The sequence below is a fragment of the Bifidobacterium sp. B4081 genome (assembly GCF_026537335.1).
GTDB lineage: Bacteria > Actinomycetota > Actinomycetes > Actinomycetales > Bifidobacteriaceae > Bombiscardovia.
Window position 1 is genome coordinate 307,845 of the sequence record NZ_JAFNMM010000001.1, and the last position, 22,067, is coordinate 329,911.

The following is a 22,067-nucleotide window of genomic DNA, read 5'->3' on the forward strand; positions in this document are numbered from 1 at the left end:
TGTCATCCCGGTCAATGTAAATATCAAAAAATGTGATTTTTGTTATTTGCGCTTTTTGATTTCAACGCTCAGCTTGTCATCGACATTGCTTGTCTGCATGGTTACCGATTCAATGAACTGATTAAGAACGCGAACAGATTGCTGCAGGTTCAACATGCGCTGTTTTAGGTTGTCATTGGCCCGATTCGTACTGTCGGTTACTGAGTCGTCCCCTAATCCGTCTTCACCCTGAACGCTGTCGACGTTAATGGTGTTTACTTCATACTCCCAGTTTTTGTCGGCTTGGTTCAAGGTTCTTCTCATGTCGCCAAGCTGACCGTAATCCACGGAAAAGTCCGCCATGGTCTTCTCCCGTCTCTCCCTTTTATCAAGTATGTCCTATGTGGCCGGTAGCTGAATCAGAGATGAAGGTGGGGGTAGTCGGTTGATTTGGTGACTTCGTCAAATGTTCGTTCATAGGATTGTTCCTCGGCGTTGATGTATCCCATGAACACTATTTCCGTCACGTCTGGACGGTTGAAGAAAATCGTCTTGGCCGGATCGGTCATGCCATATGGGAATTGTACGGCACCATAGTCAAAGTAACCCGTTGTTCCATTCATGACTGTCAACGGAGCGCGGGCGATGATAACCAGCAGGGTACCCGGGTCCCTTTTGGTCCTCACCACGGATCCCAAAGGAAGAATGGTGTCTTCCGATTTGATGGAGTTCTGATCGGATTGTTTCATTGGGTGCTCTTCTTTGATGGATGGATGAAGTTACATTCCTTCAACTTCTCTAACAACCTATGGCGGTACTACGCATTACATCACGGTTGTCTCATGTAACACAATACAACATCTTCGCTACGTTGCAGGCAATAACCACGTTCAAGGCAGCGGTGCCATAGTTGGGGAAAGGAATCGATTGTGTTGATTCGTCATGGTCGAGCAGGGGAATTGGCGGAGTTGCACATGTGTATTCATGCAGTACCGACTTCTTTCATTTTGCTGATTCCGTCACTGTTTGCTTGGTCCGCAAAATGTGTATAATGGCTGTTTGGCGTGTTTCGCCCGCGGAACCAGAGCGCTTCGGCATTGGGCCGGTGCACCGCGTAACGGAAAGAAACAGAGGAGGAGCCGTGGCTCTTACGACTGAGCAGAAGCAGGCAATCGTCAAGGAATACGCGACGCACGAGGGCGATACGGGTTCCCCCGAGGTCCAGGTGGCCTTGCTGAGCAAGCGCATCTCCGACCTGACTGAGCACCTCAAGGAGCACCAGCACGACCATCATTCGCGCCGCGGCCTCCTGCTCATGGTCGGCCATCGTCGCCGGTTGCTGGACTACCTTAAGAAGGTGGATATCAACCGCTACCGTTCCTTGGTGGAGCGTCTTGGACTGCGCCACTAATATGCATGCTTTCGCCCGGGCCTAGCGCTCGGGCGCTTTTGCATGACTGAACCAGGCGCCGTCGACCCCGGGATGGGGTTACAGAAGATGGTGCCGAATTGAAATGCAAGGCTGGTTCGCAAGGCATAAAGATAGCCGGACACGGGGTTCGGCAGGGCCAGGCCGAAGTACACGGATCTCCGGCAGTTAAGTGATGCCGAGCATCCTGACATCAGGTAGTAAACAAGCAGTAAACAAAAGGAGGAACCCTATGGAGGGTCCCGAAATCACGGCTGTAGAAGCCACGATCGATAACGGATCATATGGCAAGCGCACGGTGCGCTTCGAGACGGGTCGTCTCGCCCAGCAGGCGGATGGGGCAGTAGCCGCCTATCTTGATGACGATTCCATGGTGCTGTCCACGACCACCGCCGGGTCCAGCCCCAAGGAGAACTACGACTTCTTCCCGCTGACCGTCGATGTGGAAGAGAAGATGTACGCCGCGGGCAAGATCCCCGGATCCTTCTTCCGCCGCGAGGGCCGACCCTCAAACGAGGCCATTCTGGCCTGCCGGCTGATTGACCGCCCCTTGCGCCCCCTCTTCCCGCACACTCTGCGCAACGAGGTTCAGGTCGTGGAGACCATCCTGGCTGTCAACCCCGAGGATGCCTACGACGTGCTAGCTCTGAACGCGGCATCCGCCTCTACCCTGATTTCAGGTCTGCCCTTCGAGGGTCCGGTTTCGGGTCTGCGCCTTGCCCTGATCGATGGTCAGTGGGTGGCCTTCCCGCGCTGGAGCGAGCGCGAGCGTGCCGTCTTCGAGCTGGTCGTAGCCGGTCGTGTGGTCGATGGCGGGGATGTCGCCATCGCCATGATCGAGGCAGGCGCCGGCAAGAACGCCTGGAGCCTGATCTATGACGAGGGCCAGATCAAGCCCGACGAAGAGGTGGTCGCCCAGGGCCTTGAGGCTGCCAAGCCCTTCATCAAGGTGCTGTGCGAGGCCCAGAGCGAGCTCAAGGCCAAGGCCGCCAAGCCCACCAAGGACTTCCAGCTCTTCCCTGAGTACACCGACGAGCTTTATGCTCGCATCGACCAGGTGGCTCATGCCGACCTGGACCAGGCCCTGTCCATCGCGGAGAAGCTGCCCCGCCAGGATCGCATTCACGAGATCAAGGAGAAGGTCCGCGAGGCTCTGGCTGACGAGTTCACCGACATGGACGAGGCCGAGAAGGACAAGGAGCTGGCCAACGCCTTCAAGGAGCTCCAGCGCCAGATCGTCCGCCGCCGCATCCTGACCCAGGACTACCGCATCGATGGCCGTGGCCTGCGCGACATCCGCACCCTGTCCGCTGAGGTGGACGTGGTGCCCCGAGTGCACGGTTCCGCCCTCTTCCAGCGTGGCGAGACCCAGGTGCTGGGCATCACGACCCTGAATATGCTGAAGATGGAGCAGACCATCGACGCCCTGTCTGGCCCCACCACCAAGCGCTACATGCACAACTACGAGATGCCGCCCTATTCGACCGGCGAGACCGGCCGTGTGGGTTCGCCCAAGCGTCGCGAGGTGGGTCATGGCAACCTGGCCGAGCGCGCCCTGATCCCGGTTCTGCCCAGCCGCGAAGAGTTCCCCTACGCTATCCGTCAGGTCTCTGAGGCCATCGGCTCCAACGGGTCCACCTCCATGGGCTCCGTCTGCGCCTCCACCCTGTCCCTGCTGGCTGCCGGCGTGCCCCTGAGGGCTCCTGTGGCGGGCATCGCCATGGGCCTGGTCACAGGCGAGGTCGACGGTCGGCCCACCTACAAGACCCTGACCGACATTCTGGGCGCCGAGGATGCCTTCGGCGACATGGACTTCAAAGTGGCTGGCACCTCCGAGTTCATCACTTCCCTGCAGCTGGACACCAAGCTGGACGGCATCCCCGCCGACATCCTGGCCGCCGCCCTGCAGCAGGCCAAGGAGGCCCGGGCCACCATCCTCGACGTGATCAACGAGTGCATCGACGGGCCTGCCGAGATGAGCCCCTATGCGCCGCGCATCATCACCACCCAGGTCCCGGTTGACAAGATCGGCGAGGTCATCGGTCCCAAGGGCAAGATGATCAACCAGATCCAGGAGGACACCGGCGCCGACGTCTCCATCGAGGACGACGGCACGGTCTACATCGCCTCCGAGGGCGGCGAGGCAGCGGCCAAGGCCAAGGAGGTCATCGACCAGATCGCCAACCCGCACGTGCCCGAGGCGGGGGAGACCTTCAACGGCAAGGTGGTCAAGATCACCAGTTTCGGCGCCTTCGTCAACCTGACACCGGGCACTGACGGACTTCTGCACATCTCACAGATTCGCAACCTGGCCAACGGCGAGCGCATTGACTCCGTGGAGGATGTTCTCAAAGAGGGCGACACCGTCGAAGTCATCGTCCAGGGTGTGGATGACCGAGGCAAGATCTCCTTGGCAATCCCAGGCTTCGAGGACCAGGAGTCTGCAGGAGGCCGTGACCGTGGCGGCCGTGGAGACCGTCGTGAGCACGGCGGCCGTGGTGACCGCGATCGTCGTGATCGCCGCAGTCGTTCCTCCGAGCGCGAGGATCGGTATGAGGCCCCGCGTCGCTCCCGTTCCGAGCGTGATGATCGCTACTACGATGACGAGGACCAGGAGGACCGTCCTCGGCACCGTCGTCAGAGCCGCGACCGCGACTATGAGGATGACGGTGACTGGTTCGAGGACGAGGACCGTGGCTCCCGTCGTGCTCGCCGTCGAGTCTCCCGCGATGATGACGAGGATCGTGGCGGCCGGGGCCGTGGCGAGCGTCGCGGCCGCAGCAGCCGTTCCGAGCGTGATGGCCGCAGTGATCGTGGCGGTCGTCATGAGCGTCGCTCTTCCGGACGTGGCGGCTATCGTGGTCGCAGGGAGAACCCGCGCTATGCGGCCGACGAGCACTACGACGAGTACCGTGCCGACCGGGAGGAGCGTTCCGAGCGTCCCCGTCGTCGGGTGCGCAGGGACTTCGATCCCTTCGACAGTGAGGACTGATTCCCGCTGATGACAGGACCCCGTCTGTTGGACGGGGTCCTGTTTTGTCTGCAGACCCTCCCGTGAGAGAATGGGAAACATGTCCGTATCGCTGATTGTGCTTATCGTCATCGTCCTGCTGGTCGTGTTGCTGGTCATCTGGGGTATCAGGGCTTATAACGGCTTGGTTAATCTGCGTAACCGGGTGGCCAATGGCTGGGCGCAGATCGACGTTCAGCTCAAGCAGCGTGCCGACCTGGTGCCCAATCTGGTCCAGACGGTTAAGGGCTACGCCTCACACGAGTCCACCGTCCTGGAGGAGGTCACCAAAGCCCGCGCTGATGTGGCCCAGGTCCAGACGGCTGGAGGGGATCAGATGCAGGCCCGTGCCGATGCCGAGCAGCGGCTGGGCCAATCCCTGGTCACCCTGATGGCTCGGGCGGAGGCCTACCCCGAGCTCAAGGCCAACCAGAACTTCCTGGACTTGCAGCGTCAGCTCAAGGACCTGGAGGACAAGATCGCCTACGCCAGGCAGTTCTACAATGATGTGGTTCAGAAGTTCAACACCCGCATCGAGACCGTCCCCTCAAACATCATCGCATCCCTCTTCCACTTCCGTCAGGCCCAGTACTTCCAAGCCGACGAGGGCAGCCGTCAGGCGCCAGTTGTGGACTTCGGACAGTGAACGCCCCAGCAGCCTCCTCCGGGAAGGCGGCCTCGAATCATCCCTCCTCGGGCCATCCCTCTTGGAGCACCTCACGCTTTCTCGGGGCCTTGGCGCTGGCTCTGGTGGCAGCCTTGGTGACGTGCCTCGCTGTCCTGTATATCTCCAACAGGAATCGTCCCGACCTGGTATACGATTCGGTGGATTATGATGTCCAGGTCCTGAATAATGGGGATTTGCGTATCAGTCAGACCCTGACTGTCACCATGAATTCCCGCGAGGACGACCACGGCAAGAAACGCCCTTGGCGGGAGCTCTACCAGCGCTATCAGATCAAGCCTGACCGGCTGACCGGCATAAGCGACGTAAGCGTGACTGACCTGACTAATGGCTCCACATATAGGCAGACCAACCCGCTAGCGTATCCTGATGGCGTCAATCTAATTGACGACTGGAACAAGATCTTTGCTGGCACTTGGTACATGGGCACGGTCTCGGGTTCAAGTCTGGAATCCTACAAGCCGGGCGATGCGGGCCAAGGGTCCGTCTGCGGCGATCAGGGGAACCAGTGCCAGGTGGAGCTGGGCTGGAACATTCCGCAGACTGCCAAGGATTCAGGACGGCGCTTCCGCATCGACATGACCTTCCACGGGGTCACCACTGCCCATCTCGATGTGGCCGAATTCCAATGGGAGCCCGTGGGCGACACCAACCAGATTCCCGTTGAGCATATGAGCGCCAATGTCAAGCTGCCCAAGCAGACAGGAACGGAGAAGGACAAGGACGCGAAGGCCTGGCTGCACTTCGTTGGCAGGGGTTCCTACGATGTGGTAGATGACAGTCGTATCCGATTCTCCGCAGACCACATCGAGCCGGGCCAGCATCTGGATTTGGTGGTGCTCTTCGATGCGGGGAGGACTTCCTCGGTGGTCAGGATCGATTCCCGACCGGCGCGTGTCCGTATCGTCGATCAGGAACGCCAGCAGTATGATCGCTGGCACGCTGAGCAGACCAGACGGGCGCGGATCGGACTCTTGACGGGCGTCTTGGTGCTCTTGGCTGCTATCGCGCTGATTGCAGTAATGCTTTGCCATGCCTTCCGCAATTATGGAGACTCCCAGTACCAAGGCGATATCATCTACTACCGTCAGCCTCCTGATCTGTCACCCGCCGTGGCCGCCGTTATCAACGATGTGATGCTGACCCGAGAATCCCCTATTGACAGGCAATTGTCAGCAACCATTCTCTCCCTGGCCTCCAAGCGGGCCATCGCTCTTGTTCCCGTCAAGTATGAGGACCGGGCGAGTTTCTGCGAAGGATCCGTGACCACCCAGGTGAGGCGCTTGCTGCTCAAAGGCAAACAGCAGTCCATGGAGGTGGTCATCAATCCGGTCTGCAGCAAGGATCGAGCATCCCTGGCCCTGTCCTCAAGCGAGGAAGCCTGCCTGAGCATGCTGGAAGGTGCCTCCACTCTGATTGGCTCCGAGAATGAACGCTTCGACCTGTATGAGATGATTGCGCTCTTCGCCAAGACTGAATCCGATAATGGCAGGGCCTACCTGGATGCTTTCTACCAGGCTGTCGAGTATGAGACCGACAATGCCGACCTGCGCGCCTATCGTCATAATGTAGGAATCTTTGCCTTCCTGGCTGTGCTCTTGGCTGCTTTCATTCTGTTGGCCGGATTCCTGCCGGGCACCGTACTGGTACGTGCGCCCTTGGCCATGCTTCTGGTGGCTGTGGTGACATTCTCCTTGCGCTATAACTGTTGGCGGGTGCTGAGCAGGAATGGACAGCCCATGGCCGGGCAGGTGTCGGGACTTCGGCGCTATCTGCTTGACTTCAGCGATTTTAGCCACCGTGGTGTGGAGGATCTGGTGCTCTGGGACCGTTACCTGGTTTACGCTACGGCCTTCGGCATAAGCGACCGGGTCGTCGCTCAGCTGGCACAGGCCAGCCCTGAACTGACCGACTCCGACTGGCTGAATGACAATGCGCGCGGCAGCCTGCTCTACTGGACCTTCCTGCCTTACAGCCAGGATGTTGCGGCGGCTTCCTCCCTGAGTGACCCTGAAGCATTGGCTGTCAATTCAGCGCTCGGCCAAGGTGGCGTGATTGATTTGGGTACTCAATTGACCCAGGGACTCGACCAGATTGGCGGCCTGATTGGCATGGCCAGCGGCAACGGCTCTGGCAGTGTTATTGGTGGGTTTGGCGACGGCGGTGGCTCCTTCGGCGGTTCCGGTGGTGGTTCCGGTGGTGGTTCCTTCGGCGGCCGCTGAGACCGGGCCGCCAGTTAAGCTCGATGGGAGGCCGGCGGTGTCGAAGCCGGCCTCAATCTACAAGACGGGAGTACATGCATGACATCGTCGATGCGGGCCTTGGGGCCCTTTACTGCGACAGCGGTCGGACTGGGCTGCATGGGATTGTCCATCGAGGGCAAGCCGGACCAGGCAACGGCCATCGACGTCATCCACCAGGCCCTGGATGCCGGTTGTCGACATCTGGATACCGCCTGGTCATACTACGAATCGGGCGGTCCCGAACAGACCAACGAGCGGCTGGTCCGCCAGGCTTTGGACTCCTGGAAGGGCCCCCGTCAGGATGTGCTGGTGGCCACAAAGGTTGGGCACTATCGCAACTTCACCGACGGGCGGCCCACCTGGGCTGTGGACGGTCGGCCGGAGAGCCTGATCCGGCATGCCAAGGAGTCCGCTCAGGCCTTGGGCGTGGACACCATTGACTTGCTCTATATGCACCGCCCTGACCCGCAGGTGCCCTACCAGGAGTCCCTGGAGGCCATGGCTGAGCTGGCCAAGCAGGGCGTGGCCCGGACCCTGGGTGTCTCCAACGTAGATATTGAGCGGATGGACCTGGCTCGCAAGATTCTGGGCGATGACCTCGTAGCCGTGCAGAATCAGTTCTCGCCTACCTTCACCAGTTCCCGCCAGGAGCTGGACCATGCGGCCGAACTGGGTCTGGCCTTCGTCTGCTGGAGCCCCCTGGGAGGGTTCCGAGCGCCCAAGGACGAAACCCGTTATGATGCCTTCCGGCAGGTGGCCCAGGAGCGCGGCGTCTCCCACCAGCGCGTGGTCCTGGCCTGGGAACTGTCCCAGAACAGCAACATCTTTGTGGTTCCCGGGGCTCACAGGGCGGCCACCATTCTGGATTCCCTACAGGCGGCTGACATGGAACTGAGCGAGGACGAGATGGACCGCCTGAACCGGGCGGCGACTGCATGAGTCCCAAGCCTGAACCAAGAGAGCAGGGCAGCCAGAGCGCTCAGGGCCAAGCCTGGGATCGGGAACGGACCCTACTGGACAGCAGTCCCCTGTCGCCACTGGACGATCAGGGCCGGCCGATCCCAGTCACCATTCCCATTGCCTTAGCGCCTGGGATCAAAGTGGTCTACACCACCAGGCTGGGCGGGGTCTCCTCGGGCGATTATGCCCAGCTGAATCTCGGCGGCAAGGGGGGCGACGACCCACAGGCGGTGGCTGCCAACCGTCAGGCCCTGCGCCGCCAGCTGGACCGTCCCATGGTCCTGGTGGATCAGGTTCACTCAGCCAGGGTCTGGGACGCTGACCAGGGTCAGCCCCAAGGGCGCTGCGAGGCCGATGCGCAGGTGACCACCCGTCGTGACCTGGCCCTGGGCATCTTCGCGGCCGATTGCCTCCCTGTGCTGCTGACCGACCCCCAGGCCGGCGTGACGGGTGCGGCACATTGCGGTCGTCGTGGTTTGGTGGCTGGCGTCATTCCAGCCACAGTCCAGGCTATGGCCGACAAGGGCGCCAACCCCTCCAGGATCGTGGCAACGCTGGGGCCTCGGATCTGCTCAGACTGCTATCAGGTGTGTTCGAACCTGGCTGATGACTTCGAGAAGCGCTTCCCTGGCGCACCCGGACCATGCCGATTCGGCGGAATCGCCATCGACATCGCCGCTGCAGCCAGAATGGAACTGAAGGCGGCAGGAGTGACCCGTATCGTTGACTCCACCCCGCGGGTCGCTGCCGCCACCAGTTACCTTTGCCAGGATCCGGATCTGGAAGAGCTCTGCAGCCATGACAATGAGGGCCCCTCCCTGTCGAGGCGTCTTGAGGACCTGCGCCGACCCTTGTGCACCCTGGAGAATCCGCTCTGGTACTCCCACCGCCGGGCCTCGCTGGCCAGCAAGGCGGGGGAGGGGCGCATGCTGGCCCTTATCCTGGCCGACGACTGATGCAGTATATTGATTGATTGGCTTCTGACAGCTGGAGCAGGCCTCGGGTGCAGATGTTCGGTGCAGATAGCACCGGGTCTGCGCCCCTTCCTGTCCTGGCGTGAGTACCGTTGAGTTTATGAGTGAGAGCAGAGCATCAGCAGCCCCGTCCGAGGTCAGTCAGGATAACGCCGAGCCAGAGGAGCAGATTCAGCCAGTTGTGGCGGTGATTCTGGCGGCCGGGCTGGGCCTTCGATTTGACGAGAGCAACCCCAAGCAGCTGGTGCAGGTGGGCGGCAAACCCATCATCACCTGGTCAATTGACGCCTTCCAGTTCAATGCCCGCGTCACCGACATTCTGGTCGTGGTCAACGATCGGGTGCGGGAGGCTGTCGAGGCCATCGTGGGCGATGACACCTACGACAAGGTCCGCATGGTCATTCAGGGCGGCATCGAGCGCATGGACAGCACCGAGGCGGCCCTGCAGACCCTGGCCGAAGCGGAGATCCCCCAGGATGCCAAGCTGCTCATCCACGATGCCGTACGCCCCTTCGTCAGCCAGGAGTCCATCAATGGCTGCATCGATGCCCTGGATACTTTCAACGCCGCAACCGTGGCCGTGGCCTCGACCGACACCATGCTGATGGCCGGGGATCTGGGGGATCGCAAGGTGGTCCGTCAGGTGCCCGACCGAGACAACATATTCCGGGCCCAGACCCCGCAGGCCTTCCGCTTCGGCACCCTCCGCAAGGCCTATGACCTGGCTGCCGCAGACCCCGACTTCCATCCCACCGACGACACCCGGGTGGTGGTGGATCGCCTGCCCGAGGAGCCGGTGGCCATCGTGGCCGGCAGTGTGACCAACATGAAGATCACCCTGCCCTCGGACGTGCCCATGGCTGAATGGATAGCGCGCTCCCTGGCCGGGTGAAGCCCTGTGTACCATGGGGCACATGGAGCAGATCAAGGTCATCGTCGCCGGATACGATCATTACGAGGGTGTTGATGTCAACCCCTCCTATCAGGTCTCACAGGCTCTGGCCGAGCATGGCATGGAAGGCATGCGGCCAGTCGGCCCCACCGAGGAGGATCCTCTGGAGGGCGTGGATCTGGCTATTTCCTCCGTCACCATGCCTGTCAGCTTCGCCAAGGCCTGGCCCATACTGCATGAGGCCATAGAGCGTGTGCGTCCGGATATCATCATCGCCACAGGGCTCAAGCGTCGGGCTCGCGGCATCGCCATGGAGCGCTGCGCCGTCAACCTCAAGGAGGACGACGCTGACGATCGTGAAAACCTGGGGGAGCAGGAGTCTCGAGATGCCGTCCGTCATGCCAACCGCCAGCTCATCGACTCCCAGGGCCCGGCCGCCTACTGGACCCGACTGCCGCTGAGGGCCATCCTGCACGACTTCGGCACCTGCGGAATTCCTGCCACGCTGAGCTCGGACGCGGGCACCTATGTCTGCAACGCGCTCTTCTACAACCTGCTGGCTTGGGCAGCAGGACACAAGGATGTTTTGGCCGGATTCGTCAGCCTTCCCCTGGTCAACGAAAGCGGCGGTCAGGAGTGCGGCCTGCCCCTGGATCAGCAGATAGAGGCTGTGCGCGAGGTGGTCAATGAGACCATTCGCTACTATCGCAGGCCCTCCTCCAGCCCCATTCTTATTGCCTGAGACCCGTATGTAAGGCCAATGTGTCGGCGGCAGGTCAGACGGCGACTTTTGGTCGGTCATGGGGTAGAGTCGAGGTAAATCCACCGGACCGAAGACATCTTTGTCACGGCCCGGCATGTCCTGGTGGCGAAGAGGAGTGTTTCCATGGCCGAAGATCAGTTTCCCGTTGTCCTGCGAGGCTATGACAAGGAGCGGGTCGACCAGGCCTTGGCGGCCTCGCGGAGCAATCTAGCCCGGCTGCGTCAGCAGATCAAGGCCGATGACGATCGCATTCTGAAGCTGGAGGCGGAACTCCAGGAGGTCAAGTCCCGCAAGCCCGAACAGCCGCGCAATTCCTTCGCTTCCCTGGGGGCCAACGCCCAGCAGCTGCTGGCCTCGGCCGAGCAGACCAGCACCGAGCTGCTCAACCGCGCCAAGCAGGATGCGGCATCCACCAAGACCTCCGCCCAGGAGAAGGCGACGACCCTGGTCAACAAGGCTCAGCTTGAAGCCAAGCACATCGTGGACGAGGCCAACGCCAAGGCCAAGTCCATCGTCGAGGCCGCCAACGACGAAGCCAGGACCGTCACCACCACCGCCAAGCAGCAGAGCGAACAGAACAAGGCCGCAGTCGATAAGGTCGTGGCCGAACGCCGTCAGGCCCTGGATCTGGAGCTGCAGAACTCACGCGAGGAGCATGAGAAGCGGCTGGCCACCAGCAAGGCCACCCAGGACAAGGAACTGTCCGAACAGAAGGCCAAGGCCGCCAAGGAGATTGCTGACAAGCGGCGCAAGAGTGACGAGGAGATCGCCAAGCTCAAGAAAGAGGCCAACGATCAGATCCAGAAGGCCCTGGCCGAGGCCAACAAGAAGCTGGCCGACGTGCGTGAGCAGGTCTCCAAGAGCCTGAATGACGCCCGGCGGCAGGCTTCGGAAATCACCGACAAAGCCAAGTCCGAGGCCCAGCAGATCGTGGACGAGTCCAAGGTCACCAGCGCCGAGACCATGGCCAAGGTCAACGCCGAGGCCGAGCAGGTCCGCTCCGACATTGCCGCCCAGCAGGAGGATGCCACCAAGAAGGTGGGCGAGCTGCTCAAGAACCTGGAGGATCGGCGGGTCAAGACCGAGAAGGAGACCCAGGAGCTGATTGAACAGGCCAAGGCCACCCGCACGGATGCCGATTCGTTCGCCTCCTTCAAGCGGGAGGAGTCCGAGCGCAAGGCCAACCAGTTGCTGGAGGAGGCCAAGCAGCGCGCCCAAACCGAGATCGAGGACCAGCGCAAGGCCGCCCAATCCGAGCTTGACGGGCTCAAGGACCACATCGCCAAGCTGCAGCACCGGGAGGCCACCATTACCTCTCGGGTCGACGAGCTGCGGAACATCTTCTCCAAGTCCTTCGGCAATTTCGACGGCTTCCATGATGAGGCTGTGATCAATGACCAGGACGAGGGGCAGGCGCCCAGCGTGCCAGTGGTCAACGCTGTACCTGCTGCGGATCCGCTGCCGGCCCCTGCTTCGTCGGCTTCGGCGACATCCTCGGAGGCTGAAGGCGAGGATCAGGCCGTCGATCAGCCCCTTGCCGATGCCCAGGCAGACGCCCCTCAGACACCGGTCGATCCGGTTCCAGCCAGCCAACCGACCGATGGCGTGGCCACTGATTCCACCAGTAATTCCGAGGATGATGCCAACGTAGCTGCGTCTGTCAGGTCCTCAGCCAATATGCCTACTCAGGTTCTGCCCTCTCCGGCGCCGAGCGCCCTTCCCGATGCATCCGCCCAGGCCGATGACGCGCCGGCCCAGGATGAGGCCGGACAGGTGGAGAAGGCAGTCACCGATCAGGAAACTACGGTTATTCCGCCCATCAACGACGACGCTACCCCGACCGATCGGGACTGATCAGCAAAGGACATTGTTCCTTGGGGCCGGATCGCAGGCATGGTCTGCGATCCGGCCCTGTTGTTCTGCCTTGCTTGGAAGTTGGGTAGCCGTCAATCTCGGCCAGAACCCCTGCTGAGGCCTAGAGTCGATAGTGAAGAGGTGCAGGCCAAGGGTCACGGGGTTGGGAGAGCGTCATGCAGCAATCACGGCACGCGTCATCACATGTGTCTGGCACGGGGTCGTCCGGGTCGGCTGCGGCTTCTCGCCCATGGAGCGCCCAGGTGCGCCGTGGAGTGGACCTGCAATCCCTCTATGCCCTGGTGTATCTGGTGGTGGCCAACCTGATCGCAGAGGTTCTGAATCTGCCCTCGGTGGCTGCGGCCCTGGGCATTGCCCGTCAGCCAGGGCTGGGGGATCTGCTGGGCGATCTGGTCATGCTGGTCTTTCTCTTCGGCACCCGCGGCCAGGATCTGCTCGGGCGCGGTTCCAACCCTGTGCAGTACAAGGCGCAGACCAATCCTGGTCCGGCCGTGCTGATCGGGGCCATCCTGCTGATCATGCTGGCCAGCAGCATCGAGACCGGCTTCACCTGGGTGGTCAACCAGGGATCACAGGCCCTGGGGCTGGTCTACCACTCCACCACCTCCCAGATCGCGGCGGGCCAGCATGGGTTCCTGTCGCCCCTGGATACGGCCATCCTGGTCCCCGTCGTCGAGGAGTTCCTGCTACGCGGCGTGGTCATGGGCAGGCTCAAGCCCTACGGACGAACCTTCGCCATCATCACCTCCTCCTTTATCTTCGCCTGCCTGCACGGAGACATCACCCAGAGCCTGTTCACCTTCCTGCTGGGTCTGGTTTTGGGTGTCATCGCCATGGAATACTCCATCCTCTGGTCCATGGCCCTGCATATCTTCAACAACCTGGTTTTGGCTGACGCCATGATGTGGCTTACCCAGACGGTACCGGCCCGCACCGGCATGATGATCAACCAGGGGATGACCCTTCTGGGCTTGGTTGGGGGACTGGTCGTCCTTTGGCTGATTCGTGGACAGTTGGCAGACCGCCTGCGCGCCAATCGCTCACGCCCCGGAACCTACAAGGGCTGGATCTCCCTTGGGCTGGCTGTCCTGGTGGTCCTGGCAGTGGTCAATGCAGCCCAGCGCTTCTCCCTGGCCTGACAGGTACAGTTGTCCACATCCTCCGCCAGACGAACCCTCAATGACCGATTCCCGCTATGCTGGATGCAGGGATGCAGAAACATCCGCATGAAAGGAAACAAGGACAGACCGTATGACATCAGCACTGACACCACTGGATCAGAACCGCTTGGAGGACCTGCGGACCGCCTTCGATGAGCGCGAGGCCAACCATGTCGCCATGAACGCCGTCACTCAGGTAGGCATTGACGAGGTGGCCCACAACTATAATCGCTCCCGCCTGCTTCAGCACCGATTTTCGGTCAGCATCGACAATGGCACGGTCACCTCGCAGGCGCACTCCGGCCGTTGCTGGCTCTTCAGCTCGCTGAATGTAGCCCGGTTCGTGGCCCGCAAGGCTCTGAACATTGATGGCGAAAGCACAGCCAACCCCATGGGCGACTTCGAGCTGTCCCAGAACTATGCCATGTACTATGACAAACTTGAGCGCGTCAACTACTTCCTGCGGGATGTGGCGGTTCTGGTGCGGGCCGGCGAGCCTGTCGACTCCCAGCTCATGCGCTTCCTGATGGGCGATGTCATGGGCGATGGCGGCCAGTGGATCATGGCCATGAACATCTATAAGAAGTACGGCGCAGTGCCCAAGCAGTTCTATCCCGAGACAGCCTCCTCCCAGAACACCAGCCAGATGAATGATCAGCTGCGTCGCCTGCTCCATCAGGCCACGGCTCACATGGTGGCCAACCCGGACGGGATCGACGGGATCATCGACCGGACCCTGGAGGCCGGTCACCGTATCCTGACCATTCATCTGGGCACTCCGCCCACCAGCTTCGACTGGGAGTGGACCGACAAGGATGGCGTCTTCCACCGGGATGGGCGGATCACCCCGCAGGAGTTCTGGAAACGCTACGTGAATGCCGGGCTTGAGGACTATGTCTGCCTGGTCGACGATCCGCGCCCCGAGCACCCCAAGGGCCGCAAGATTGGCATCGAGCACCTGGGCAACGTGGCTGGCGGCGATCCCACCGAGTACCTGAACGTTCCGGTGGAGGTCATGAAGGACTGTGCTCGTCGTCTGATGAGCGAGCATGGTCTGCCGGTCTGGTTCGGCGCCGACTGCCACCCCATGATGGACCGCAAGGCCGGTCAGTGGGCCACCGACCTGTTCGAGTACGGCCGGGTTTATGGTGTGGACTTTGACATGGACAAGGAGCAGCGGGTGCGCTTCGGCGATTCGGCCCAGAACCATGCCATGGCATTCGTGGGCGTAGATGTGGCCGATGACGGCCGGACCACCAACCGCTGGCGGGTGGAGAACTCCTGGGGCGGGGACATTGCCAACAAGGGCTACTTCATTATGAGCGACGACTGGTTCAGTCAGTATGTCTATGAGGTGGCCGTGCCCAAGTCCATGCTGTCCGAGGAGTATCGCCAGGCCTTCGATCAAGAGGCCATCATGCTGCCCGCCTGGGATCCCATGGGTGCCCTAGCCTGATCAACGTCATCAATTTATCCATCTAATTGTTCGTTTCCGTGGTCTGCATGGATCGCGGGAATGAACCGTCCGCATTGGTCCGGATGCGGGCGGTCATAAGGAATTCGGGCAAGATCGTCGCAGTACGACAGAGAGGAGAGCGACCGTGGCATTCGTCAAGGAACCGGATATCATCCCGGAAGAGGAGCGGCAGTATTTTGCCGATACGGCCGTCTTTCCCGAAACAGTGGATGTCAACATTCGTCAGCTGGATCCCATCCCGGCTCCCAGGGTTTTTCTGCGCTCGCGACCCCTGGATCCGGAGCGTATGGAGCTGGTACGGGACTCCCGCCAGGCCATTCGCAATGTTCTGCATGGCAGGGACGACCGGCTGCTGGTCATCACCGGCCCCTGCTCAGTCCACGACCCGAAGGCTGCGCTGGAGTACGCCCGTCGCCTGTCGGCGGTCAATGAGCGGTTGAAGGATCGGCTGCTGATCGTCATGCGAGTCTACTTTGAGAAACCCCGGACCACGGTGGGATGGAAGGGGCTAATCAACGACCCCGACCTGGATGGAACGTTCAACATTCGCAAGGGGATTCGCCTGGCTCGTCAGGTGCTCTGGCAGGTCTTGGGCCAGGGGATCCCGGCGGCCACAGAATGGCTGGATCCCATCACCCCACAATATCTCTCTGACGCGGTCAGCTGGGGAGCCATCGGTGCTCGGAACACGGAGAGCCAGGTCCACAGGGAGCTGGCCAGCGGCATGTCCATGCCCATGGGTTTCAAGAATTCGACCGAGGGCAGCGTAAAAGCAGCGGTCGATTCCTGCCTGGCAGCATCATCCGAGCATCACTTTCTGTCCATCAATCTGGATGGCCATGTCATCGCTGCCGAGACCAGGGGCAATCCAGATTGTCACTTGATTCTGCGCGGTTCCAGCCATGGCCCCAATTACGATTCGGAATCCGTCCGGTCCGCCCTGGAAGTCATGCATCAGGCTCCGCTGGGTCCTGGAGCCTGCCGGGGCCTGATCGTCGATGCAGCCCATGGCAACTGTAGCAAGGATCCAGTGCGTGAGGCCCAGGTGGTTGAAGAGTTGGCAGACCGCCTCGCCAAGGGTGAGCAGGGCCTGTCAGGCATCATGATGGAGAGTTTTCTTGAGGGCGGCCACCAGAAGCCGGCCCCACTGGATCAGCTGGTCTTCGGCCAGTCCGTCACCGATGCCTGTATTTCCTGGGACAGGACCGAGGAACTGCTGCAGATCCTGGCCGATGCTGTGCAAGCTGGTCGGGAAAGGATGAAGGCATGAGCCGGATGAAGGATGAGCCGCAAAAGCCTCTGCCCCGACCCAGCAAGGCCTACGAGGTTGAACTGGTGCACAAAGCATTGGCGGCTGGCGTCAACCCTCTGCAGACGGGGAACGTGCCCAGGTGGGAGGACGAGGTAGGCATAGGCCGGATCGTCAACAGGCGAGTTTTTGAGCTTGACCGTTTGCCTTCGCCCGCGCAGATGCTGACTCGTTATCCCTTGGATGGACCGGCCAAGGAACTGGTCATCCGCTCCCGGCAGGAGATCGTGGATTGCCTGCATGGGCGGGATGACCGGTTGTTGGTCATTGTGGGCCCCTGCTCCATCCACGACCCCGATGCCGCACTGGACTATGCTCGTCGTCTGTCGGCCGTCAATGAGCGGTTGAAGGATCGGCTGCTGATCGTCATGCGGGTCTATTTCGAGAAACCTCGGACCACTGTCGGTTGGAAGGGTCTGATCAACGATCCCGACCTGGATGGCAGCTATAACATCCAGAAGGGCCTGGTCCTGGCACGGCGCATTCTGCTGGGGGTGCTGGAAACCGGACTTCCGGCGGCCACGGAATTTCTTGAGCCTACATCGCCGCAGTACATTTCTGATGCGGTCAGTTGGGGGGCCATCGGTGCCCGGAACACGGAGAGCCAGGTCCATCGGCAGCTGGCCAGCGGCATGTCCATGCCCATCGGCTTCAAGAACGCCACGGACGGCAGCGTGGATGTGTCCATTGATTCCTGCTATGCGGCCTCTCAGCGCCACACCTTCTTCGGGATAGACCATGAGGGTCAGGCTGCGGCAGTGGCGACCATGGGCAACCCCGACTGCCATCTGGTCCTTCGCGGCTCCAAGTCCGGCCCCAACTATGATCAGGATTCGGTGCGGGCAGCCCTTGCCGTACTGCGCAAGCGCATGCCTAAGGACAGCGCGGCTGCCCACGGACTGCTCATCGATGCTTCCCACGGCAATTCCGGCAAGGACGAGCGCCGCCAGATCCAGGTTGTCCATGAGCTGGCCCGGCGGATAGGCGACGGTGAGGAAGGCGTCACTGGCCTGATGATGGAGAGTTTCATACGTGGAGGCAATCAGCAGCCGGCCCCATTGGACCAGCTGGTCTACGGGTGTTCGATCACCGACCGTTGCATCTCCTGGCCTGATACTCAGGACCTGCTGGAGGAGCTGGCAGGAGCAGTGGACCGCCGTCGAAGCGCGGCTCGTTGACTTGCGCCTGCAGTAGTCTGGTCGGGCTGCAGTTGCAGGTGAAATCTTGGATAAGGAGTCAGGTATGAGCGAAGCGGATGCTTCCCTGAAGGGTGAAGATCGGCGGCCGGTTGCCGTCATCGGGGCCATGGATGAGGAGGTGGCCCTGATCGGCCGAGGTCTGAAGCAGGGGGATCGGGATCCCCATGCTGGTGATGCTGGCCTGAAGGTCATATGTGGCACCCTTGATGGGGCACACGGCCCGGTTCGTCTGGCTGCCACCGTGGGTGGCATGGGCACTGTCAACATCGCCGCCACCACACAGTATTTGATCGATGCCTTCCATCCCAGGGCCGTTATCTTCTCTGGTATTGCGGGCAACCTGAACAAGGATCTGCACATCAACGACGTGGTCCTTGGAGGCACCCTTCGCTATCTGGACACTGATATGCGCTTGGTGGCCCAGTCGGCCCCCGGCACCGAGGAGTTCCACTCGGATCCTCACCTGCTGGATCTGGCAAGCCGGACCCTGGACTCCATGGGGATCAAGCACATCGTTGGCACCATTGCGACAGGTGACTACTTTGTGGACAGCCCTGAGAAGATTGCCGAAGTCAAGGAGCAGACCGGGGCCGATGCGGTCGAGATGGAGGGAGCAGCTGTCTGCCATGTGGCGGCCCGCAACAAGGTGCCAGCCCTGGTTATTCGCGCTCTGAGCGACAATGCCGACACCGACTATGAGGTCTTCCGGGAGTTCGACATCTCCGAATATGCCGACACGGCCGCCAGGCTGGTGCTGGGCATCGTGCGCGAGCTCTGAACGCCGGTCAGCAAGGAGCCCTCGGCCGTGCAGCTTGGCACCTATGGGCTAGCGATTTGATGGGTTGCGTCCGTCGTGGCCTGGGTGCCATGAATCTGCTGAGGTCCTGCAGTCCGCAAATCTGGCTGGAGGCGAGCTCGTTGCGCCTGCGAACTTGACGGCTGCAGCTGACCTGTGTACTATTGCCCCTTGCATACCAAAGACCGTTGGTCGGGACCCTTGGGTCTCCTAAGTTCGGTTGATCGAGCCAGCACAGGTTGAGTTTTAAATTGGTCCTTGTGGCCTGTTTTCCGCTCTGCCTGTCGGCAGGGCTTTCTTTTTGCCTGCCATGCTCGGTCGTCCGGCTCCCTCCAGAGGTCTGTCTAGGAAGGAACGCCATGAAAAGGCCCGAAAAGGAAGAGGCTGTCGCCAGGCTGACGGACAAGTTCCGTGACGCCGATGCCATCATCCTCACCGAGTACCGCGGGCTCAGTGTTCCGCAGGTCGCCGATCTGCGGAACAAGCTAGGCCGCGATACTTCCTACAACGTGGCGAAGAACACGCTAGCCCGGATTGCGGCCAAAGAGGCTGGAATCGAGGGTCTCGATGAGATGCTTGCCGGCCCCTGCGCCATCACCTTCGTCAAAGGTGATTACGTCAATGCCGCCAAGACGTTGCGTGATTTCGCCAAGGACAACCCGGCATTGATCGTCAAGGGCGGCTTCATCGATGGAGCCGTTGCTGACGCGGATGCCATGAAGAAGATCGCGGATCTGGAATCCCGCGATGTTCTGCTCTCCCGTATGGCCGGCGCGCTCAAGGGCACCATGTCCAAGGCCGCCAACCTGTTCGTCGCTGTGCCTACCAAGGCTGTGCGCACGTTCGACGCCCTGCGCGAGAAGCAGGAAAAGGCCGCCTGAGTCCACGGCCACTGGCCCGGATCCATACGGCAAACACAAAAAAAGATGTTCGGTGATCGGCTACCAGTCAATGCCGGTCGCCACAAATGAAAGGAAGCCATTATGGCCAAGCTCTCCGCTGACGAGCTCATCGACGCGTTCAAGGAAATGACTCTGGTCGAGCTGTCCGACTTCGTCAAGAAGTTCGAGGACGAGTTCGACGTCGAGGCCTCCGCCCCCGTGGCCGTGGCCGCTGCCGCTCCCGGTGCTGCTGCTCCTGCTGAGGAGGAGAAGACCGAGTTCGACGTCGTGCTCTCCGCTATCGGCGACAAGAAGATCCAGGTCATTAAGGCCGTCAAAGCCATCACCAACCTGGGCCTGGCCGACGCCAAGGCTCTGGTTGACGGTGCCCCCAAGGCCGTCCTGGAAGGTGCCAAGAAGGAGGACGCCGACAAGGCCAAGGCTCAGCTGGAAGAGGCCGGCGCCACCGTCGAGCTCAAGTAGTCATCGGCTCTTTCTGAGCCCTTGCATGCTGGAAAGCCCTGTGTCGTCACCGACGGCCCGGGGCTTTCCCATACCCTGGGGGATGGGTGTGCCTGTTGGGTCGGCCTTGGACCAAACGATTATGAGTCGTTTGCTATCCGTACAAGAGTGGATCGAAGTGTCTGAATTGATTCATGGCAGGCAATGAGCCACCTGCCGTTTACCACAATCAGACCTGCAGATACTCCCGATCCGGACGGCTCCAAGAGGTGCGCTATGCCTGCGAGCCTCTCATGTGTCCTTTATCAGGTAATTCGGCACGCAATCAATCCTATCTCTGGGTTTCATGACAGAATAGGCGGTAGTACCGAGTGAAGGCGGCTGCAGATTTGGGAGGTCGAAAACGTGAGTGACGATCGGCGACCGGGGCAGGTGTGGATAATCAAGTTCAATGGGGCGGAAGAGACCCGGCTCAAGCCTGGCGAGACCGTCGAGATTGGCCGCAAGCCCCTGCGTCCGCTGGCCGATGACGGTCGGCGCCGTCTGGAGGTGCCCGATCAGACTAAATCCATGTCCAAACGACATGCCATTTTTTCCGTTGACCAGGACGGTCTGGCCACCCTGCGCGATATGGGTTCCACCAACGGCTCCTATCTGATCCAGTCAGACGGCTCCCTGGTCAGGCTGCCTGTGGACGCCGCCTTCCCCCTATCCAGCAGCTCGGCTCGCTTCCAGTTCGGTGATGTCCCCGTCGACTTCGTGCGCATCAACAATCCCCAAGAGGATACGACCAATCCCTCGCCCCAGGTGCCTGACCTCTTCTCATACTCCACACAGCCCCGGGGCATGGTGGAGCCTGATGCGGCTGAAATGTCTGTCGATGACATTCTGGACATGCGCGCCGGCGAGCCCACTGGCATCTTCAAGGCCGACGGGGTTCGCAACCGGGTCACTGCCCTTCACGATATGGCCTTGGGCGCTGCCAAGACAGCCGATTCTTCCCCAGAGGCCGGCGGCGCTTCACCAGATCGTCCCAGGAATGCCCCAGCCACTCGCGGTTCGGAGGGCAATCCGTCGTCGACTTTCTCAGGTAGGCCGGAACCAGCAGATTCCCGAGGCCCGCAAGTTCGGTATTCTGACAATGCTGATTCAGCCGAGCATGGCCAGACCGACAGGAGACCGGCCGATGTCGGTTCGGCTGAGGGCCAGGAATCATACCCTCGCGGAGCCTATTCCGACCAGCCGGATGATGGAGTATTCGAGGACCGCGAAGGTGGCCGGCGTGGTGGCGATGCTCGCCAGCCTCTGCCATGGCAGGAACGCGAATCCGAGCAGAGTCTTCCCTTGGTCGGTATTCGGGAGGAGGATAGCCAGCCGGTCGATCGCGATCTTTTCGCTGACGCTCGTCGTTCCCGTTCCGCTGAATCGGCCCCCGATCAGGATCGCTATGACCAGGATGCTCGCGATGATCGCCGTCATCGTGATGATCGCGCAGTTTCCGGCCGCAGGGGTTATGCAGATGGTCAATCTCGGCAAGGCCGGGTGAGCGAAGCGGACACGGGCCAGGGATTCACTCCACTGGGGGCCGTAGAGCTGGCCCGCCTTTCCAAGAAGGAGTCAGATCAGGATCGACGTCCTCAGCCAGCGGATCAGCCGGATGATGACCAGCGGTATCAGCCGGCTTTCGAGCCTGGATCCGTTTTTGAGCGGGTTTCCAAGGGTGACTATGACCGTGGTCAGGAGGCCATCGAGGTGGATGGGATGAGCTCCGATGATGCCAAACGCACCGGGGATTTCGCCCTGCAGTTCGCCATGGCCAAGCATCGCCAGTTGCTGCCCTTCCTGGCGATGAATCCGGCCCTCTATGATGATCTGTACGCCTGGTTGGAGGCTCAGGGCGACCAGGACATCGACGCGGCCCTGCGTAACAATGACGGGTATCACGAATATCTGAACGCCGTGCGGAAGTGAGT

Annotated in this window: 19 protein-coding genes; 17 read left to right on the top strand and 2 right to left on the bottom strand. The window is 61.1% G+C overall.

Annotation, left to right across the window (positions count from 1 at the left end; genetic code table 11):
• Window positions 1-42: 42 nt before the first annotated feature.
• Complete coding sequence (locus J3T92_RS01220) at window positions 43-342, bottom strand: hypothetical protein (RefSeq protein WP_267399351.1); 300 nt, start codon at window positions 340-342, stop codon at window positions 43-45.
• Window positions 343-398: 56 nt separating this feature from the next.
• Window positions 399-728 (bottom strand): DUF4176 domain-containing protein, encoded by a 330-nt coding sequence (locus J3T92_RS01225; RefSeq protein ID WP_220236321.1) that lies wholly within the window; start codon window positions 726-728, stop codon window positions 399-401.
• Between the two features lie 392 nt (window positions 729-1,120).
• Between J3T92_RS01225 and rpsO the strand changes: the two genes are divergently transcribed.
• The 17 genes from rpsO to J3T92_RS01310 all read left to right on the top strand — a co-directional run bounded on the left by rpsO (window position 1,121) and on the right by J3T92_RS01310 (window position 22,065).
• Window positions 1,121-1,390 (top strand): 30S ribosomal protein S15, encoded by a 270-nt coding sequence (rpsO, locus tag J3T92_RS01230; protein WP_220236320.1) that lies wholly within the window; start codon window positions 1,121-1,123, stop codon window positions 1,388-1,390.
• Window positions 1,391-1,640: 250 nt separating this feature from the next.
• Window positions 1,641-4,400: a polyribonucleotide nucleotidyltransferase gene (locus J3T92_RS01235; RefSeq protein WP_267399352.1), complete on the top strand. Its 2,760-nt coding sequence runs from the start codon at window positions 1,641-1,643 to the stop codon at window positions 4,398-4,400.
• Window positions 4,401-4,479: 79 nt separating this feature from the next.
• Entirely contained in the window at window positions 4,480-5,064 is a 585-nt protein-coding gene (locus J3T92_RS01240; protein ID WP_267399353.1) for a LemA family protein, read from the top strand.
• The gene (locus tag J3T92_RS01245; RefSeq protein ID WP_267399354.1) at window positions 5,061-7,325 is read left to right on the top strand and encodes a DUF2207 domain-containing protein; all 2,265 of its coding nucleotides are present in this window, start codon (window positions 5,061-5,063) and stop codon (window positions 7,323-7,325) included. Before J3T92_RS01240 ends, J3T92_RS01245 begins: the two co-directional genes overlap by 4 nt.
• A gap of 78 nt (window positions 7,326-7,403) precedes the next feature.
• Window positions 7,404-8,285, top strand: coding sequence for an aldo/keto reductase (locus J3T92_RS01250; protein WP_267399355.1), 882 nt, complete (start codon window positions 7,404-7,406; stop codon window positions 8,283-8,285).
• On the top strand, window positions 8,282-9,262 hold the full coding sequence (locus J3T92_RS01255; RefSeq protein WP_267399357.1) for a polyphenol oxidase family protein: 981 nt from the start codon (window positions 8,282-8,284) through the stop codon (window positions 9,260-9,262). The genes J3T92_RS01250 and J3T92_RS01255 overlap by 4 nt, the downstream gene beginning before the upstream one ends.
• Before the next feature lie 118 nt (window positions 9,263-9,380).
• Complete coding sequence (locus J3T92_RS01260) at window positions 9,381-10,172, top strand: IspD/TarI family cytidylyltransferase (protein WP_267399358.1); 792 nt, start codon at window positions 9,381-9,383, stop codon at window positions 10,170-10,172.
• A 22-nt stretch (window positions 10,173-10,194) separates the two neighbouring features.
• On the top strand, window positions 10,195-10,914 hold the full coding sequence (locus J3T92_RS01265) for a pyroglutamyl-peptidase I (RefSeq protein ID WP_267399359.1): 720 nt from the start codon (window positions 10,195-10,197) through the stop codon (window positions 10,912-10,914).
• Window positions 10,915-11,058: 144 nt separating this feature from the next.
• Window positions 11,059-12,789 carry a cell division protein gene (locus J3T92_RS01270; RefSeq protein WP_267399360.1) on the top strand — a complete coding sequence of 577 codons (1,731 nt, stop codon included), beginning with the start codon at window positions 11,059-11,061 and terminating at the stop codon, window positions 12,787-12,789.
• A gap of 176 nt (window positions 12,790-12,965) precedes the next feature.
• Window positions 12,966-13,949 carry a CPBP family intramembrane glutamic endopeptidase gene (locus J3T92_RS01275; RefSeq protein WP_267399361.1) on the top strand — a complete coding sequence of 328 codons (984 nt, stop codon included), beginning with the start codon at window positions 12,966-12,968 and terminating at the stop codon, window positions 13,947-13,949.
• Between the two features lie 112 nt (window positions 13,950-14,061).
• On the top strand, window positions 14,062-15,426 hold the full coding sequence (locus tag J3T92_RS01280) for a C1 family peptidase (protein WP_267399362.1): 1,365 nt from the start codon (window positions 14,062-14,064) through the stop codon (window positions 15,424-15,426).
• 169 nt (window positions 15,427-15,595) lie between these two features.
• Complete coding sequence (locus tag J3T92_RS01285) at window positions 15,596-16,717, top strand: 3-deoxy-7-phosphoheptulonate synthase (protein WP_416378897.1); 1,122 nt, start codon at window positions 15,596-15,598, stop codon at window positions 16,715-16,717.
• A complete protein-coding gene (locus tag J3T92_RS01290; RefSeq protein WP_267399364.1) occupies window positions 16,714-17,934 on the top strand; it encodes a 3-deoxy-7-phosphoheptulonate synthase in 1,221 nt (406 codons plus the stop codon). Before J3T92_RS01285 ends, J3T92_RS01290 begins: the two co-directional genes overlap by 4 nt.
• Window positions 17,935-17,998: 64 nt before the next feature.
• On the top strand, window positions 17,999-18,733 hold the full coding sequence (gene mtnN / locus J3T92_RS01295; RefSeq protein ID WP_267399365.1) for a 5'-methylthioadenosine/S-adenosylhomocysteine nucleosidase: 735 nt from the start codon (window positions 17,999-18,001) through the stop codon (window positions 18,731-18,733).
• A 377-nt stretch (window positions 18,734-19,110) separates the two neighbouring features.
• Window positions 19,111-19,632, top strand: a complete 522-nt coding sequence (gene rplJ, locus J3T92_RS01300) for a 50S ribosomal protein L10 (RefSeq protein ID WP_024626821.1) — start codon at window positions 19,111-19,113, stop codon at window positions 19,630-19,632.
• Window positions 19,633-19,734: 102 nt separating this feature from the next.
• On the top strand, window positions 19,735-20,115 hold the full coding sequence (gene rplL / locus J3T92_RS01305) for a 50S ribosomal protein L7/L12 (protein WP_045924837.1): 381 nt from the start codon (window positions 19,735-19,737) through the stop codon (window positions 20,113-20,115).
• A 384-nt stretch (window positions 20,116-20,499) separates the two neighbouring features.
• Complete coding sequence (locus tag J3T92_RS01310; protein ID WP_267399369.1) at window positions 20,500-22,065, top strand: FHA domain-containing protein; 1,566 nt, start codon at window positions 20,500-20,502, stop codon at window positions 22,063-22,065.
• Window positions 22,066-22,067: the final 2 nt, after the last annotated feature.

What these genes read in the sequence shown, in the direction of transcription:
- J3T92_RS01265 (WP_267399359.1), top strand. Translation starts at nt 10,195, where the DNA reads ATGGAGCAGATCAAGGTCATCGTCGCCGGATACGATCATTACGAGGGT.
- J3T92_RS01235 (WP_267399352.1), top strand. Translation starts at nt 1,641, where the DNA reads ATGGAGGGTCCCGAAATCACGGCTGTAGAAGCCACGATCGATAACGGA.
- J3T92_RS01270 (WP_267399360.1), top strand. Translation starts at nt 11,059, where the DNA reads ATGGCCGAAGATCAGTTTCCCGTTGTCCTGCGAGGCTATGACAAGGAG.
- rplJ (WP_024626821.1), top strand. Translation starts at nt 19,111, where the DNA reads ATGAAAAGGCCCGAAAAGGAAGAGGCTGTCGCCAGGCTGACGGACAAG.
- mtnN (WP_267399365.1), top strand. Translation starts at nt 17,999, where the DNA reads ATGAGCGAAGCGGATGCTTCCCTGAAGGGTGAAGATCGGCGGCCGGTT.
- J3T92_RS01290 (WP_267399364.1), top strand. Translation starts at nt 16,714, where the DNA reads ATGAGCCGGATGAAGGATGAGCCGCAAAAGCCTCTGCCCCGACCCAGC.
- J3T92_RS01250 (WP_267399355.1), top strand. Translation starts at nt 7,404, where the DNA reads ATGACATCGTCGATGCGGGCCTTGGGGCCCTTTACTGCGACAGCGGTC.
- J3T92_RS01225 (WP_220236321.1), bottom strand. Translation starts at nt 728, where the DNA reads ATGAAACAATCCGATCAGAACTCCATCAAATCGGAAGACACCATTCTT.
- J3T92_RS01280 (WP_267399362.1), top strand. Translation starts at nt 14,062, where the DNA reads ATGACATCAGCACTGACACCACTGGATCAGAACCGCTTGGAGGACCTG.
- J3T92_RS01275 (WP_267399361.1), top strand. Translation starts at nt 12,966, where the DNA reads ATGCAGCAATCACGGCACGCGTCATCACATGTGTCTGGCACGGGGTCG.
- J3T92_RS01260 (WP_267399358.1), top strand. Translation starts at nt 9,381, where the DNA reads ATGAGTGAGAGCAGAGCATCAGCAGCCCCGTCCGAGGTCAGTCAGGAT.
- rplL (WP_045924837.1), top strand. Translation starts at nt 19,735, where the DNA reads ATGGCCAAGCTCTCCGCTGACGAGCTCATCGACGCGTTCAAGGAAATG.
- J3T92_RS01240 (WP_267399353.1), top strand. Translation starts at nt 4,480, where the DNA reads ATGTCCGTATCGCTGATTGTGCTTATCGTCATCGTCCTGCTGGTCGTG.
- J3T92_RS01255 (WP_267399357.1), top strand. Translation starts at nt 8,282, where the DNA reads ATGAGTCCCAAGCCTGAACCAAGAGAGCAGGGCAGCCAGAGCGCTCAG.
- J3T92_RS01220 (WP_267399351.1), bottom strand. Translation starts at nt 342, where the DNA reads ATGGCGGACTTTTCCGTGGATTACGGTCAGCTTGGCGACATGAGAAGA.